This is a genomic window from Terrimicrobium sacchariphilum (assembly GCF_001613545.1).
In the GTDB taxonomy this organism is placed as follows: Bacteria; Verrucomicrobiota; Verrucomicrobiia; order Chthoniobacterales; family Terrimicrobiaceae; genus Terrimicrobium; species Terrimicrobium sacchariphilum.
Map to the genome: position 1 here is coordinate 2,911,312 of NZ_BDCO01000002.1, position 14,719 is coordinate 2,926,030.

At 61.4% G+C, this 14,719-nt stretch carries 15 protein-coding genes and 1 pseudogene; 11 read left to right on the plus strand and 5 right to left on the minus strand.

Going from position 1 to position 14,719, the window contains the following annotated elements:
* Positions 1–4 precede the first annotated feature (4 nt).
* On the plus strand, positions 5–1,411 hold the full coding sequence (locus TSACC_RS13650) for a beta strand repeat-containing protein (protein ID WP_075079806.1): 1,407 nt from the start codon (positions 5–7) through the stop codon (positions 1,409–1,411).
* Positions 1,412–1,434: 23 nt separating this feature from the next.
* On the opposite strand, the gene TSACC_RS13655 is transcribed toward TSACC_RS13650, so the two are convergent.
* The 4 genes and pseudogenes from TSACC_RS13655 to TSACC_RS13670 all read right to left on the minus strand — a co-directional run.
* The gene (locus tag TSACC_RS13655) at positions 1,435–1,833 is read right to left on the minus strand and encodes a VOC family protein (RefSeq protein ID WP_075079807.1); all 399 of its coding nucleotides are present in this window, start codon (positions 1,831–1,833) and stop codon (positions 1,435–1,437) included.
* 70 nt (positions 1,834–1,903) lie between these two features.
* Positions 1,904–2,461, minus strand: coding sequence for a L,D-transpeptidase (locus tag TSACC_RS13660; RefSeq protein WP_237763976.1), 558 nt, complete (start codon positions 2,459–2,461; stop codon positions 1,904–1,906).
* A 126-nt stretch (positions 2,462–2,587) separates the two neighbouring features.
* Entirely contained in the window at positions 2,588–2,809 is a 222-nt protein-coding gene (locus TSACC_RS13665; protein ID WP_075079808.1) for a hypothetical protein, read from the minus strand.
* A 3-nt stretch (positions 2,810–2,812) separates the two neighbouring features.
* A pseudogene (locus tag TSACC_RS13670) lies at positions 2,813–3,220 on the minus strand (DUF2780 domain-containing protein); the annotation flags it as partial.
* Between the two features lie 96 nt (positions 3,221–3,316).
* Between TSACC_RS13670 and TSACC_RS13675 the strand changes: the two are divergent.
* Both TSACC_RS13675 and TSACC_RS13680 read left to right on the plus strand, forming a co-directional pair.
* Entirely contained in the window at positions 3,317–4,249 is a 933-nt protein-coding gene (locus tag TSACC_RS13675; protein ID WP_075079810.1) for a DMT family transporter, read from the plus strand.
* A complete protein-coding gene (locus TSACC_RS13680) occupies positions 4,246–5,160 on the plus strand; it encodes an SMP-30/gluconolactonase/LRE family protein (protein WP_075079811.1) in 915 nt (304 codons plus the stop codon). The genes TSACC_RS13675 and TSACC_RS13680 overlap by 4 nt, the downstream gene beginning before the upstream one ends.
* Here TSACC_RS13680 and trhO read toward each other — a convergent pair.
* On the minus strand, positions 5,157–6,941 hold the full coding sequence (trhO, locus tag TSACC_RS13685; RefSeq protein WP_075079812.1) for an oxygen-dependent tRNA uridine(34) hydroxylase TrhO: 1,785 nt from the start codon (positions 6,939–6,941) through the stop codon (positions 5,157–5,159). The two genes, TSACC_RS13680 and trhO, sit on opposite strands and share 4 nt — an antisense overlap.
* Positions 6,942–7,044: 103 nt before the next feature.
* Between trhO and TSACC_RS13690 the strand changes: the two genes are divergently transcribed.
* The 8 genes from TSACC_RS13690 to TSACC_RS13725 all read left to right on the plus strand — a co-directional run bounded on the left by TSACC_RS13690 (position 7,045) and on the right by TSACC_RS13725 (position 14,566).
* Positions 7,045–8,922 (plus strand): ABC-F family ATP-binding cassette domain-containing protein, encoded by a 1,878-nt coding sequence (locus TSACC_RS13690; protein ID WP_084400625.1) that lies wholly within the window; start codon positions 7,045–7,047, stop codon positions 8,920–8,922.
* Between the two features lie 53 nt (positions 8,923–8,975).
* Positions 8,976–9,821 (plus strand): GNAT family protein, encoded by an 846-nt coding sequence (locus tag TSACC_RS13695; protein ID WP_075079813.1) that lies wholly within the window; start codon positions 8,976–8,978, stop codon positions 9,819–9,821.
* Positions 9,818–10,750 (plus strand): histone deacetylase family protein, encoded by a 933-nt coding sequence (locus TSACC_RS13700; RefSeq protein ID WP_075079814.1) that lies wholly within the window; start codon positions 9,818–9,820, stop codon positions 10,748–10,750. Before TSACC_RS13695 ends, TSACC_RS13700 begins: the two co-directional genes overlap by 4 nt.
* A 31-nt stretch (positions 10,751–10,781) precedes the next feature.
* Positions 10,782–11,111 carry an STAS domain-containing protein gene (locus TSACC_RS13705; protein WP_075079815.1) on the plus strand — a complete coding sequence of 110 codons (330 nt, stop codon included), beginning with the start codon at positions 10,782–10,784 and terminating at the stop codon, positions 11,109–11,111.
* 5 nt (positions 11,112–11,116) lie between these two features.
* Complete coding sequence (locus tag TSACC_RS13710; RefSeq protein ID WP_075079816.1) at positions 11,117–11,674, plus strand: UbiX family flavin prenyltransferase; 558 nt, start codon at positions 11,117–11,119, stop codon at positions 11,672–11,674.
* 69 nt (positions 11,675–11,743) lie between these two features.
* Entirely contained in the window at positions 11,744–12,448 is a 705-nt protein-coding gene (locus TSACC_RS13715) for a zinc ribbon domain-containing protein (RefSeq protein ID WP_075080746.1), read from the plus strand.
* 161 nt (positions 12,449–12,609) lie between these two features.
* Entirely contained in the window at positions 12,610–13,404 is a 795-nt protein-coding gene (locus tag TSACC_RS13720; RefSeq protein ID WP_075079817.1) for a hypothetical protein, read from the plus strand.
* Between the two features lie 139 nt (positions 13,405–13,543).
* Positions 13,544–14,566, plus strand: coding sequence for a Gfo/Idh/MocA family protein (locus TSACC_RS13725; protein ID WP_084400464.1), 1,023 nt, complete (start codon positions 13,544–13,546; stop codon positions 14,564–14,566).
* The last annotated feature ends 153 nt before the right edge of the window (positions 14,567–14,719 follow it).

Consider the following 14,719-nt stretch of genomic DNA (forward strand, 5'->3'; position numbering starts at 1 on the left):
GACCATGAAGCCCTTCCACATCCCTCTCTTCCTCGCCATCGCCTCCCTGCCCTTGACATCCCTCCGCAGTTCGACGCTGACCTGGGATGCGAGTGGAACCAGTCCCTCCGCTCCGACAGGAGGGGGAGGCACATGGAGTTCCACCAATTCCAACTGGAGCAATGGAACAACAGACACTGCATGGAATAACAGCGCCGACAATAGCGCCTACTTCCTGGGAAACCTCACTGCCTACGCCGCGATCACCCTGGGTGAACCCATCACGGTAAATTCCCTCACTTTGGGAGCCGGGGGCACGAACGGATACACGATCATCGGGAGCGGATCAAACACGCTCACCGTCTCCAGCGGATTGATTACAGTGGGCAGGAGTTCCACCATCCAGGCCAACATCGCGGGCTCCAACGGCCTGACCAAGGGAGGAGTCTCCTCCGTGACACTCACCCTGGGGTCCGTCAATACCTACACCGGCGCCACCCAGATACAAAATGGAAACCTGAGACTCGACGCCGCAGGAGCACTCCCCACGGGTACCACGCTGGTGCTGGGAAAGGCTGAAACCACAAACAATACCAGCATCGATCTGCGCACCAGTCAGACGATATCAGGGCTTAGCAACGTGGGTACCGGCTCGGCAGTCATTACCAACAATCGCTCAAGCGCGGGAACAGCCACTCTGACCATCAACCCCGACAGCGGAAGCGGCGCGGCAGATTCTGTGTTCTCAGGTACGATTCAGGACGGATCATCCGGCGGCTTGGTCGCATTGACCAAAGCCGGCAGCCATGCGCTCACCCTGACCGGTACAAACACCTACACCGGGGCAACGACCATAAGCGGCGGCACACTCGTGATCGGGGTGTCCGGTGTCGGCTCGGTCGCCAGCAATATCACAGTGAAGAGCGGAGCGACGCTTGCCGGATCAGGCGGCACCTCAGGCAGTGTCACCGTCGAGTCCGGAGGCAATCTCGCACCGGGAAACAGCGCCGGGCAGTTTACGATCGGCGGCTCCCTCTCGCTCGCCTCGGATGCCATTTATCAGTTTGAACTCAATGGCGCTACAGGCACCGCCGACAAGGTTGCCGCAAATGGCATCTCCATCAATGCGTCTGCCGATTTTTCCTTCACGCTGTTGGGTGGTTTGAGCGGGCTTTCCGTGGGCAACCAATTTATCATCCTCGATAATACCGGTGCGGGTTCCATCGTGGGTACATTCGGCAACCTCACGGCAGGCGGCATCTTCAACGCGGGGAACGGCCTTCTTTTCTCGGTGAGCAGTGATGGACTCGGCGGATACGGCAATGATCTCGTGCTTACGGTCACCGCAGTGCCCGAGTGCTCGACAGTGATGTCATTAGCCTTGGGAGGCTCCGTTCTCTGGCTGGTCATTCGCCGCCGCAGAAACTCCTGAGCTATCCGGCTTCCGCAAAGGAGCTACAGCTTCTCGTTCTGGAACAACTCGACGATCTCGCCACTCGGCCCTTTGAAGAAAGCAATACGCACGGGAATGGGGCCGATGTTGGAGGGAATATCGAGATCCTTCGATTCCATCGTCACCTCCATTCCTGCGCTACGAACGGTCTCCAGCAACGCAGCGCAATCATCCGTACGCAGCGCAAAATGCAGGATGGCACCCTCCTCGCGCGAGGCCTCGGCCCGCTCGAAAATCTCAACATAGTTTCCGTCGCCGGAATCGATCATGATCGCCCGTGACGGCTTTTCGCCCCACGTGATCTTTTGCGTCATGCCCAGCACGTCGATGTAAAACTTTACGCTCGCGTCGAAGTCGAGAGAGGGAATCGCGACGTGATGAAAACCGGAGATTTTTGCCATGCCCCGGACTCGCAGATTTTTCCCGTCTGATAAAGAAAATGCTGCGGACTTCCTCACTGGGAAGGCCTGCTCAGCGTACGATCTCGACCGGAGTGCCGATCTGCACCCGCTCGAAGAGGGCCGCCGCCATCTCATCCGGCAGGCGGATGCAGCCATGCGAGGCAGGCGTGCCCGGCTCCGGAATCGGGCCTGCATGCATGCCGATGCCCGTCCACGTCAGGCGCATCCAGTTCGGCATCGGAGCAAAGACAAACTGGCCTCCCTGCGGCGGACGGTCCCGGCGGACATCCGCGTCGGGCTTGATGGTATTGCCGTAGGCATCGACGATCTTGCCGTAGATGGTGGAGTGCTTGTCGGCGACCTTCTCGACGATAGTGTAGTCGCCTGCCGGGGTTCCAAATCCCGCCTTGCCAGTCGCAACTGCGGTCCAACCGGCGTATTGCCCGCCGATGTAAATGTCCGCCCGCTGGGTGGTGAGATTGATGACGATTTTCACTGGGCCGGTGAGACCGTAGCCCTGCCAGTCAAAGAGGTCCGCCTGCGAGGGCTGGGCGTAGGCACCCGGCGTGTATGCGACCTGCTCCGAGGCGCAGGAGCAAAGCATCAATGCTCCAAGCAAACCTGCCAAACACCGCATCGAGAAAAAATCACCCTTCATGCTGCACGCCAAAACGCTCTTTGTTGAAGATACTACGTCTCCCGGAGGGGGACTGGTCGCAGCTAATGACAGGTTTTTTCCCGAAAACAAGTCCGGTTAGCGCTTCTTCGTGATCACCTGGGCGAAGATCATCGCCCCGCCCGCCGCGATGGCCACGACTCCCAGCAGAGGAAAGACAGACATGCTCTCGCCGTTCTCTGCCCGAATCTCCAGCGGATCGAGGCGTCTCTCCTTATCATGGCTGAGCGAGGAGAGAACAACGGGCGCGATGAAGGACAGCACGCCCACGACGATCATGATGATGCCAAAAACCCTCATGGCTCAGGCCGTCTTGAGAAATGCCTGGAGCGCCGGGATCTTGGCGATCACGCCGTCGATGACCTCCGGCCCGGCCACCTCGCGGGATTTTTCCACGAAAGCCTGCACAAAAGCGGTGATCTGCGGGGTCGAGAGACCGGCGGCTTGGAGATTGGCAAAGGCTTTCGCGGCATCGGCGGTCTGGCCGCCGAGGAAACCGCCGAGCAGTCCACCGAGGGGATTCGAGCCTTCGGATTTGACGGGTTCGCTAAGGAGCTCGGTAGCGCCGGGAATCTGTGCGATCAGTTTCTCGAAATCCGTTCCGGCTGCGTATTTCTGGGCAAACTGGAGGAGAATCTTGACGGCTTCGCGCGCCGCTTCGGGAGCCACGTTGAGACGGGCGCTCAGGGATTCGATGAACTGGTCCATGGCTTTATATGCGGCGGAATGCGATCCGTGGCAAGGGCAGGCTGAAAGTGAATCTTACCGCTTGCCATTCCCGGCCCGGCGGCCCATGTATCTGCCGCGATGGGAAATGACCGCCAGAAGTCACAGGGAGACTTGGAGTCCGGCATCGCGCTGATCACGGCGGCATTCTTCTGCGCGTCCGTCATGAGCGCCTTCAGCAAGGAAGCCACCGGCGTGTCTCCCCTGCTCCTCCTGTTTCTGCAATACGGCATCAGCTTTCTCGTCTTCGTGCCTCCCGTCCTCAAGCAGGGACCGGGACTGCTGAAGACCTCGCACCTCAGGCTGCACGCTTTTCGCAGCATCGCGGGCTCGATCTGCCAGCTCCTCTTTTTCATCGCGGTGAAGTCGATCTCCCTCCTCGACGCCGTACTGCTCTCCAATGCCGCGCCGCTCTTCATCCCGCTGGTTGTCCTGATCTGGTTCCGCAAGACCGTGCAGCCGCTCGTGTGGCTCAGCCTGTTCATCGGCCTCGTCGGCATCTGTCTCATCATCAAGCCGGGCCCGGAGATGTTTCGCAATCCGGCCTCCCTCATCGCGCTGGCCGCCGCCGTCTTCTCCGCCATCGCGCTCGTCGCGACGAACAAGCTTTCGGAAACAGAGCCGCCCACGCGCATCCTGTTCTATAACTTCGGCATCTCCACCGTGCTCCTCGCCCCGGTCTGCGCCTTTGCCTGGAAGCCGCCGACGGCTCAGGAGTGGATGCTGCTCGTGGCGGTGGGCCTTTCGTATGCCCTTACCCAGTATCTCATCATCCTCGCCTACCGCCATGCCAGTGCGGCGCAGATTTCGCCCTTCAACTACACCGTGGTGATTTTCTCCGGCATCCTCGGCTGGATTTTCTTCGGCAATGTCCCGGATTTCATCTCGCTCCTCGGCACCCTCCTCATCTGCGCAGGCGGCATCCTCAGCATCCGCGCCGGACATCCGGAAGGCCGCGGCCATGCGTTCGGCAGTGGCCACTGGCATCTTTTCGGAAAACCCAAGACCTCATGAAACTCGATCCCCGCTCGCTCCCCGCTGTCTCCACCCTGCGCGCTGATCTCGTGCATCAGCACGACTCCATCCTCGGCGAATCGCCCCTCTGGGAAGAGCGCGAGCAGGTTCTCTACTGGGTCGACATCGATCGCGGGCAGATTCATCGCTTTGATCCCGCAAAGCGCACAAATACGACGCACACCCTGCCCACCAAGGTCAGCTCGATCGTGCGGCGTGCGTCGGGTGGCCTCGCTGTCACCCTGAAGAAAAACTTTGGGTTCTTCGATCCGGCCTCCGGGAAGCTGGAGGAACTCGACGTGGTCGAGGGCGATCAACCGGAGAACCGCTTCAACGATGGCAAGGTCGACCGCCAGGGGCGTTACTGGGCCGGTACGATGAACGAGGTGCATATCGGCAGACCCGACGCGGGGCTGTACCGCTTTGAGGGGCCGGGCCGGCTGCAAAAGATGGTTCCCGAGGTCACAATCTCCAACGGCACGGGATGGAGCCCCGACGGTCGTACCATGTACTACACGGACACCCTCCGGCACACGGTCTTTGCCTACGATTTCGACACGGAAACCGGCGCGATTTCCAATCGCCGCCCGTTCCTGGAAATCGAGCCCGCCAGCGAGGGCCTGCCCGATGGATTGACCGTCGATGCGGAGGGCCATGTCTGGAGTGCGCTGGTGAACTACGGCTGCATGCTGCGCCTCGACCCGGCGGGAAATCTGGAGCGCATCGTGGATTTCCCGGCCACCCGAGGCACGTGCTGCACCTTCGGCGGGCCGAACTACGAGCATCTCTATATCACCACCGCGCGCGAATGCCTCGATGAGATGCAGATTGCCGCCCAGCCGCTGGCGGGAAGTGTCTTCCGTTGCGAGCCGGACGTGCGCGGACTCGCCGAGACGCCGTTCAACGGTTAAGCCGCCCAGTCCGGTGCAGGGGCCTCAAAGGTCACGCGCTTGCGGCTGACCGGGTGCGTGAACTCCATGCGCCATGCGTGGAGACAGAGCGGAGCATCCCCGACCGCCAGCGTCATCGCGTCTCCCAGCCTGCCGTCAGGCAAATATGCCGGATCGCCCACGACCGGCCATCCGAGACTCCAGAGATGGACGCGAATCTGGTTGGTCCGTCCGGTGAGCGGGCGAGCCTCGACCAGTGACGTCCCATCGGGAAAACGGGCCTTGACGGCAAACTCCGTGCGGGCCGAAAGACCGCCCTCATCCACCACGCGGGAACCCAGCTCCCCCGGCTCCGCGCTGATGGGAGCAGTGCAGACAAAACGCTCCTCCGACGGCGTCCCCTGGATGCGCGCCAGATAAACCTTTCCCACCTCGCCCCGCTCGAACTGCGGCTGGAGCAGACGCGCAAAATGCCGTGTCCGCGCACAGACCAGCACTCCGGTCGTATTGGCATCGAGCCGATGCGCCGGACGGATCTTTTGGGGATCGTAGGCACGGTCGAGGAAATACTGGAGCGTATTGCGGTTGAACCGCCCGCACGGGTGCATGGGCAGCGGCGCGGGTTTGTTCAGGATCACGATCGCCTCGTCCTCGTGCAGCACGACCACATCCGACGCGACATCCGGCTCCGCCGCCATCGGGAGACGGTGATAGATGCGCTGCCCGGCAAAGACCGGCGTTTCTGCGGTCAGCGCAACCCCATTGGCATCCTCCATCCGCCCCGCGGCGCAAATCGCCCGCCAGTGTTCAACGGATTCATGAGCGAACAGCGCAGTCAATACCTCAAGCAGCGTCCCGCCATCATGCTCCTGCGGAACGATGAAGGGACGGCGATTCTCATAAGGCTTGCTCCCCGGCAATGGCGTCGCCGCCTGCTGCAAGCGAACGGTACCGGCGCGCGCCGCCTCCCGCATCAGTTCCTCTGGAGCGCGATAGCAATGCGGGCAGGATTTTCCCGGCACATAGCGCGGGTCGCTCTGCTCGTCGTCGGTAAGCGGAGCCTGACAGGCAAAGCACTGGGCCGTGCCCGTCTCATGCAGCGCCGGGTCCACCCCCACCCGCTGATCAAAGACGAAACACTCGCCGTCATAATGCGCCGAGCCGCAATCCTCGAAGTACTTCAGGATGCCGCCCTCCAGTTGGAAGATTTTCCGAAAGCCCCGGCTCTCCATGTATGGCCCGGCCTTCTCGCACCGAATCCCTCCGGTGCAAAACATCACGATCGGCTCGTCTTTCATCTCCTCGGGCAGCGTGTCGACGGCTGCCGGGAAGTTACGGAAATGGTCGAGGTCAAATGTCTTCGCCCCGTGGAAGGTGCCGAGCTTCACCTCGTAGTCGTTGCGCGTATCCAGCAGAGTCACGGGGCGTCCCTCGTCGAGCCATTGCTTGAGCGTGTGAGGCGGCAGCTTTTCCGAGGTGCGTGTCGCCGGGTCGATGCCCTCCACGCCAAAGGCGATGATCTCCTTCTTGATCCGCACCAGCATGCGGTTGAACGGCTGGGCGTCGCTCTCACTGTACTTGGCCTTCAGCTCCTCCAGGCCGGGAAGGGAGCGGAGTTCCGTGAGCAATTCCTCGATTCCCTCGCGTCCTCCCGCGACGAACAAATTGATCCCCTCCGCGCTGATCAGGATCGTACCGCGCAGCTTGCGGGCTTTGCAGAAATCCAGGAGCCGCTGGCGGAGGGGCTTGAGGTTTTCCAGCCGGGCAAACTTGTAGGCGGCGATGTTCGTGATTGGAAGCATGGGAGCGGAGCATCATTCCTGCTTCATTTCGCGCGCGCAAGTCGTCCGCCGCTTTTCTGTCGCATTTACGGGCCGCTCTGGGGCATGGTCGTCGATTCGTTCCATGAGTATCCCGCTGCTCTCCGCCACTGACCTGTCGCTTTCCTACGGTTCCCAGCACCTGCTGGAATCCGTCACCATCGCCGTGGCGGCAGCCGAGAAGGTCGGTCTGGTGGGCCGCAATGGCTGTGGAAAAACCAGCCTGCTCAAGATCCTCGCGGGTGACCAGGCGCCGGACTCCGGGGAGGTTTCCAGCCGCCGGGGGTTGCGCGTGGGCTACCTGCCGCAGGAATTCGAACTCGATGACTCGCGCACCGTGCGCGAAAACATCGAGTCCGGCGCGGCGGACCTCGTCGCGGCCCTGCAACGCTACGGCAGCGGAGCCGGAACAGAAGCCCAGCTCGCCGATGACCTCAAGCTCATCGAGGCGGCGGATGGTTGGAATCTCGACACCCGCATCCGCGCCGACGCTACCGCCCTCCGGGTTCCCGACCTCGATCTGCCCGTCGGCCCGCTCTCCGGCGGAGAAAAGCGCCGCGTCGCCCTTTGCCGTGCTCTCGTCGCCCAACCCGACCTGCTGCTTCTCGACGAACCGACCAACCACCTCGACGCGGAATCCATTCGCTGGCTGGAGGGCTTTCTCGCCTCTTTCAAGGGCGCGGTCATCTTCGTGACGCACGACCGGTATTTCCTCGATGTCATCGCGACCCGCATTATCGAGGTGGCCGATGGAAGGGCGTTCTCGCATCCGGGCAATTACACCGCCTATCTGGAGGCCAAGGCCCTGCGCCAGCAGATCGCCGAGCAGACCGAGCGGCGCAGGCAGCGGTTTATCCGCGCCGAGCTGGAGTATGTCCGCGCGGGGGTGCGCGCCCAGCGGTCAAAGAGCCGCCATCGCCTCGACACCTTTTACGAGATCGCCGGGCTGGAGGCTCCGCCCGAGGAGCGCGAGATGGACCTTATCCTTCCGCCCGCGCCGGAACTCGGCAACACCGCGATCGAGCTTTCGAATGTGGGAGCACGGGCCGGAGGCGACGGCCGCTGGCTCTTCCGAGGGCTGAATCTCAGCATCAAACCCGGCGAATGTACCGGCATCGTCGGGCGGAACGGCGTCGGCAAGACCTCGCTGCTCAGGATTTGCCTCGGAGAATCCGCTCCCGCCGAGGGCGACGTCACCATCGGGAAGCGCGTCATTTTCAACTACATCGACCAGGGTCGGCTCCAGCTCGACGGGACCAAATCCGTCATCGACGAAGTCGCCGACCTCGGCGGCGAAACGGTCACCTTTGGAGAAACCAAGATCAGCGTGCGCGCCTATCTACGCCGGTTCCTCTTCACCGACGACCGAGTCCGCGAACGCATCGACCGTCTCTCCGGCGGCGAACGCGCCCGGCTCCTTCTGGCGAAAACGCTCAAGCGCGGCGGCAACCTCATCGTTCTGGACGAACCCACGAACGACCTCGATCTGCAAAGCCTGCGCATCCTGGAGGAGGCGCTGGTTCATTTCGACGGTAGCGCCGTGGTGGTCAGCCATGACCGCTATTTCCTCGACCGGGTTTGCGACCAGATCGTCGCCTTCGAGGACGATGGGCGGGTTCACGTCCAGCCGGGTAACTACTCGTACTATCTGGAAAAGCGCAAGGATCTGGAGCGCCCCGCCCAGTGGGACGCCCCGGCGGAAGCCAAGACCCAGCGCACCACGCGCCAGCGGAAGCTCTCCTTTAAGGAACAGCGGGAATACGAGACGATGGAGGCCACTATTCTGGAGGCGGAATCCCTCGTCGACGAAATCGAGAACCTCCTGAACGATCCTCAATTCTTCGTTAGCCGCGCCCAGGAGGCTCCGGCCAAGGTGCAGGAACTCGAGGCTGCCAAGGCCCGGGTAGCCGAGCTTTACCAGCGTTGGGCCGAGCTGGAAGAAATCGCCGCCGGACAGAAGTAACATTTCCCCCCTCGCCAGAGCCGGGAAGGCGGTGTATCGTTTTTCCGGAACGGATGTTAAAACCCTGGATGATACCCGGCGATCTCGCTCCGGGAGACAGCAAGTGTCTGGAACGCGATTGGTCGGACGTTGAACTCGCCCGCGTCGAAAGCGCGGATGATCCCGGCTTTGATATCGCTTTTGGGGCGCTCTGGGCGGAATTCGGAGCCAAGGGAGAGATCGAGCAGGCGGCGGTTCTTTCCCGGCGGCTCCACTGGCACGGTCAGTTGCAGGAAAATGGCTACGGCCTTCGCTATCGCCTCATGCTCGTTACCTCCGGCGGGAAGTTTGTCGCCGTTCGCGACCACACCGCCATCGTGCCAAAGGACGAAGACGCCGCGTACGTCCATCTTTCCCACAATCTCGTCTCACCGGAATGGCGCAGGACAGGGATTGCCGGATGGCTCCGCGCCCTTCCCATCCAGACGGCCCGCCACGGTCTCGCCGCGCTCAACAAGCCCGAGTCGTCGCCAATCACGCTCGTCGCCGAGATGGAGTATCCCGATCCGGCGGTCGAAGCCACGGCGATACGCCTCGGCGCGTATGAAAAAGCCGGTTACCTCAAGGTCGACCCCATTCGCATTTCCTACGTCCAGCCAGATTTTGGCTCGCCGGAGCAGATCGATCTCGCGGGAGGCCCGAAGCCCCTGCCCCTCACCCTCATGGTCCGCCGGGTTGGGCGGGAAACGGAACGACAGATCACCGGACGCGAGGTGAAGTCCATCGTCACCGCGCTTTACAAGATGTACGAAGGCAGCTTCCGCGCCCGCGACATGGCTGAGGTCTGGAAAACACTCGATGGTTATCCGCGAGATGACGAAGTGATCACACTCGTCCGTCCCACCGAGGGAATTTCATGAGCCTACGGCTTTTCTACGATCCGGGTTTCGCCGCGCCGATCGGAGACCACATCATGCCGATCCGCAAGTTTGGCCTGGTCGCGGAGCAGGTGCAACGCCTTCCGGGGATGGAACTTGCGAGCGTGAACCCTGTAAGCGAGGACGACTTGTTACGAGTTCATTCCCCAGCCTACATCAAGGCGGTAAAGACGGGCGAACCGTGCGATCTGGCCGAGTCCCAGAAATTTCCCTGGTCGCTCGAGCTTTTCCCCAGTGTCTGCCTGACCAATGGCGCTGTGCGCGATGCAGCAGTTCAGGCGCTCAAAACCGGAGCCGCCGGAGCGCTGGCCAGCGGATTTCATCATTCCTGTCCCGATCATGGAGAAGGTTTCTGCACCTTCAATGGCCTCATCGTCGCCCTGGAGTGGCTGAAAGCCCATGGTTTGATCCGCACGGCCGCCATCCTCGATATGGATCTGCACTACGGCAACGGCACCGCGCTGCTCGCCGCCACGCGCCCATGGATCAGGGCGCTCTCGCTGTACGGCAATGACTACTGGGACAACATCCCCTACCGCGATGTGACCGAGCGCCATCACGAAGATGGCCCCAATCACCGCTCAGCCGCGATCATCCCCACCGGAGGACCGGATGGCGAAGCCATGCTCGCCCTGCTGGAACGCGAGATCGGGTGGCTGGTCTCCGAGGAGAAACCCGACATTCTCCTGTATCAGGCCGGAGCCGATCCGTTGAAATACGACCCCTACTCGCCGCTCGACCTCAGCCACGAAGACCTGGCCGCCCGCGACCGCCGGGTATTTGAGTTTGCCCGTGCGCATGCCATCCCCATCGCTTGGGTTCTGGCCGGTGGGTACACCAAGGATGTCACCCAGGTCGTGCAAGTTCACGTGAATACCGCCATCGCCTGCCGGGACACGTTTTCTCTTTGACGACGCCTCCGTCCTCGCCTCTGTTTTTGCCATGACCGTTACCCGACTCTCCCACGAATCCCGCGTCATCTTCGAGATCGACGGCCGCCTCGACGCGGCGAATGCCGTCACCCTCGATCGGGAGTTCTTTTCCTGCTATGATGAAGGCTCCCGCGATTTTATCTGGGACTGCTCCAAGGTCACGTACCTGAGCAGCGCGGGACTCCGCTCATTTCTTCAGGCCATGAAGCGCCTGGAGGGAGCTGACGGGAGGCTGGTCATCGTTGGAGCCAGCCCGCAGCTGCTGGAGGTCTTCGACATCTCTGGATTCAAGCCTCTCCTGACCTTTGCGAAGGACCAGACCGCCGCTTTGAAAGCCTGATCCTCATGAGACTCGTCGTCGCAGCCACCGGAGCGAGCGGCTCCATCTACCTGCAGCGCCTGCTTCACTATCTCGGAAACGGCGACCATGAAGTCCATTTCATCGCCAGCCCCTACGCGCGGCAGGTGATTCACGAGGAACTGGGGAAACTCGCTCTGCCCGAGGGAACCATCGAGCATTCGGATAAAAGCATGAATGCCCCCTTCGCGAGCGGCAGCGCGAAGTTCGACGCCATGGTCGTCGTGCCATGCTCGATGGGAACGATGGCCCGCATCGCCCACGGCACCAGTGAGTCCCTCATTCTCCGCGCCGCCGATGTCTTCCTCAAGGAGCGGCGCAAGCTCATCCTCGTCCCGCGCGAAACGCCATGGAACCTCATCCATGCCCGCAACGCCGTCGCGGTGGTCGAGGCAGGCGCGATTCTCCTTCCCGCCTCCCCCTCATTCTACAGCCTGCCCAAGTCCTTCGAGGAACTCGCCGATACCGTCGTCTGGCGCATCCTCGACCAGATCGGCATCGACGCGCCGAACGCCTGCCGCTGGCGGGAGACTCCCGAGGTCTGAGGCGCATTTTATCCGAGCCAATCAAGACGCTGGATTATTGCGGCGGCAGCAGGCATCATGTTCCGCCAGATGCTCGATCTGATTGAAAAACTGCTGACCCTGCAGGATCGCGACCAGCGCCTGCGTGCCCTCCAGACCGAACTTGCGAACCTTCCCCAGGAACGCGCCGCCAAGGAAAAGCTCATTGCTGATTCCGCCGCCCGCTTGGAGAAAGCCAAAACCCGCGCCAAGGAAATCGAGGTCGAGAAACGCAACCTGGAAACCGAGGCGCAAGCCAAGCGCGACTCCATCGCCCGCTATCGTCAGCAGCAGCTCCAAACCCGCAAAAACGAAGAGTACTCCGCCCTCGCCCACGAAATCGAAGCCGCGGAGAAAGTCATTTCCTCCATCGAGGATCGCGAGCTTGAGCTCATGGACGAAGCCGAGCGCCTGAAGCCGGAAATTTCCGCCGCTGAGAAAACTCATTCCGAGGAGAAGACCAAGATCGAGCTCGTGATCAAGAGCCTCGACGAAAAGAAAGGCAATCTCGAATCCCGCATCGGCGAGGTCAAAAAAGAGCGCGATGCCGCCACCGCAGGTATCGACGAGGACGTACTCGACCGCTACCAGCGCCTTTTCAAGACCAAGAACGGCAATCCGGTGGTCGCTCTGGAACACGAGGTCTGCATGGGTTGCCACATGAAGGTGACCACCCAGACCGTCGTGCAGGTCAAGGCTCATACTGATGTGATCCACTGCCCGCAGTGCGGTCGCATGCTGTACATCCCGGCCTGATTTCGCACTCCGCCCTGGAGGCGGTGAAAAAAAACGGCAACGCGGATTTGCGCCCGGAGCCGTATAGAGTATTGTAACAAACTCGCCACGTTGCCGATGCGCCCTTGCTTTGGGTTCGATTAGCACGTATCTACCCCAACCCCAACCTTGGAGGCACTACCATGGAAACACTGACCGACCGCAAAATCTCGCATCACTACGAGTCTGGAAAACAGGACCTGGAAAGTCTGATAGCCCCGCTCATTGAGCTCTCCGAGGAGTCGTCATCTCTCGTCGTCGGCTATGGCCTCGGCCAGAGCGCTTCCCGGGACGAGATGATCCCGTATTTTCACGTCTGCGGCTCCTACACCGACCAGTCGCCTGTCCGCGTCCTTCTCATTGGAGGATGGGCTGGCACGGAATCTGTCACGCCCTACGTCGCGGCCCGGGTCGTTGCGGCATTGGAATCAAAACTCCGCCTTGTTGCCGGGATCGAAATCACCGCCTACCCTGTCGCCAATCTGGACGCCCATCGCGCCGGGGAATACGTCACCCGCGACCAGCAGAATGACAGCGCCAAGTGCTGGGAAGATTCCTCGCTCAATCACATCAAGGTGCTGGAGAATGAACTCAAGCGCTACGACTTCGACCTCGTGATCGTGCTGCGGGAGAACATGCGCGCCCATGAGGCTCAGGTCGAGGCCTGGCTGGTGGAAGATGAGCAGAAATCCGTCCTCTCGGCGGCTCTCGACAACCTCGGTTCCGTCGGGCACTCGTTCAATTGGAAGGCCAATCCGGTCCGCCCGGTCTATCCTCGCACGTTCACGCCGATTCCCCATGCGGAAAGGCAGCCTGCCGAGATCATCATCGGTCTCCCGGGAGCGCGCGATACTTACGATCAAGCCCAGGAAGGCCTCGGCCTCATCCTGAGCCTGGCTCACGCCGTCCGGCAGGCCCGGAACGAAGGTCGGCTCTAGGCTGATCCCTCTCCAATGAGAATGGCCGCCCGATGAGACGGCCATCTTCTCGCCGATCTCGATTTCTTCATCGAGTTGTTGCGACAACGGCTCCGACGCGCTTTTTCTTCGCCAGATCGTCAGATATTCTTTCTGGACGATGAGTAAACGTGTCGGACTGATGGGTTGCGGCCAGGTAGCGGCGTATGGCCACATACCAGCGATCTTTGCGACGCCGGATCTCGACCTTTTCGCCGTATTCGAGCCAGACCCGGATCGAGCCAGGGAAATCCCGCATCGCTTTGGGATTCCGTTTGCCTTTTCTCGAGCGGAGGATTTTTTCGCCTCAGGCATCGAGGCGGTTACGATTACCTCTCCTGCACCGTGCCACCGGGAAAACGTCCTGGATTGCGCGCGGCACGGCCTGCCGGTGCTCTGCGAAAAGCCCCTGGCCATCAATAAGGAGGAAGGCGACGAGATGGTCGCAGCCATGCGAAACGCGGGCCGATCGTTTTATGCCGGGTTTTGCTACCGATTCAGCCCCGCTGCCTTAAAAATCCGGGACCTTGTCCGCAGCGACGTAATCGGACGTGTACGCTCCCTCCGCCTTATCTACAACTGGCATCTGCACGGGAAATACGAGACCTCCTGCGACGGAGTGAAGACCCTGCAAAAGCGACGGGAAGCCCGTATGGAGGAAGGCGGTCCCATGGTGGATTGCGGCACGCACCAGATCGATCTCGCTCATTTCTGGCTCAACTCACCCGTGACCCGATTCGCTGGCCACGGAGCCTGGGTGGATGACTATCAGGCTCCCGACCACATGTGGCTCCATCTCGACCACGCCAATGGCGCACATACTGCGGTGGAGATCAGCTACGCCTACACACACACGGCCCAAAATCGCCGCTCCGAATTTATTTACGAACTCATCGGCACCGACGGAATCATCCGCTACGACCGCGAGGCGGAGAGCTTTTTCATGGAAAACTCGACCGGCCGCCACGACTTCTCCTTTACGCCGGAGAAGGATTTCATCGGCCTCTATCGGGAATGGGCCGCTGCGCTGACCTCTGGAAAATCCGACCTGCTGACCACCGCTGAAGAAGGCGTCCACGTCGCCGACCTGGCCCGCCGCGCAACGGATGAGGCGATTGCCACGCGCGTCCTGCTGCGGAGCTGAGTCAAGAGCGAGCCGCCGGGCTTCGTCCCACGACAAAGCGTCTCTCCCGAAAAGAATGCGTGGCAGGCGCCCCCTGATCCGTGGCGCCTGCCACACTTTTCCCTCCGGCATTTATCCGGTTCCTCCTAGTCGAGCTATTCCCTGGCCCTTTGC

Bases quoted from the DNA above. Each gene is read 5' to 3' on its own strand.
- TSACC_RS13715 (WP_075080746.1), top strand. From the start codon at position 11,744: ATGCTCGATCTGATTGAAAAACTGCTGACCCTGCAGGATCGCGACCAG.
- TSACC_RS13665 (WP_075079808.1), bottom strand. From the start codon at position 2,809: ATGAGGGTTTTTGGCATCATCATGATCGTCGTGGGCGTGCTGTCCTTC.
- TSACC_RS13700 (WP_075079814.1), top strand. From the start codon at position 9,818: ATGAGCCTACGGCTTTTCTACGATCCGGGTTTCGCCGCGCCGATCGGA.
- TSACC_RS13650 (WP_075079806.1), top strand. From the start codon at position 5: ATGAAGCCCTTCCACATCCCTCTCTTCCTCGCCATCGCCTCCCTGCCC.
- TSACC_RS13720 (WP_075079817.1), top strand. From the start codon at position 12,610: ATGGAAACACTGACCGACCGCAAAATCTCGCATCACTACGAGTCTGGA.
- TSACC_RS13710 (WP_075079816.1), top strand. From the start codon at position 11,117: ATGAGACTCGTCGTCGCAGCCACCGGAGCGAGCGGCTCCATCTACCTG.
- TSACC_RS13705 (WP_075079815.1), top strand. From the start codon at position 10,782: ATGACCGTTACCCGACTCTCCCACGAATCCCGCGTCATCTTCGAGATC.
- trhO (WP_075079812.1), bottom strand. From the start codon at position 6,941: ATGCTTCCAATCACGAACATCGCCGCCTACAAGTTTGCCCGGCTGGAA.
- TSACC_RS13680 (WP_075079811.1), top strand. From the start codon at position 4,246: ATGAAACTCGATCCCCGCTCGCTCCCCGCTGTCTCCACCCTGCGCGCT.
- TSACC_RS13675 (WP_075079810.1), top strand. From the start codon at position 3,317: ATGGGAAATGACCGCCAGAAGTCACAGGGAGACTTGGAGTCCGGCATC.
- TSACC_RS13655 (WP_075079807.1), bottom strand. From the start codon at position 1,833: ATGGCAAAAATCTCCGGTTTTCATCACGTCGCGATTCCCTCTCTCGAC.
- TSACC_RS13725 (WP_084400464.1), top strand. From the start codon at position 13,544: ATGAGTAAACGTGTCGGACTGATGGGTTGCGGCCAGGTAGCGGCGTAT.
- TSACC_RS13695 (WP_075079813.1), top strand. From the start codon at position 8,976: ATGTTAAAACCCTGGATGATACCCGGCGATCTCGCTCCGGGAGACAGC.
- TSACC_RS13690 (WP_084400625.1), top strand. From the start codon at position 7,045: ATGAGTATCCCGCTGCTCTCCGCCACTGACCTGTCGCTTTCCTACGGT.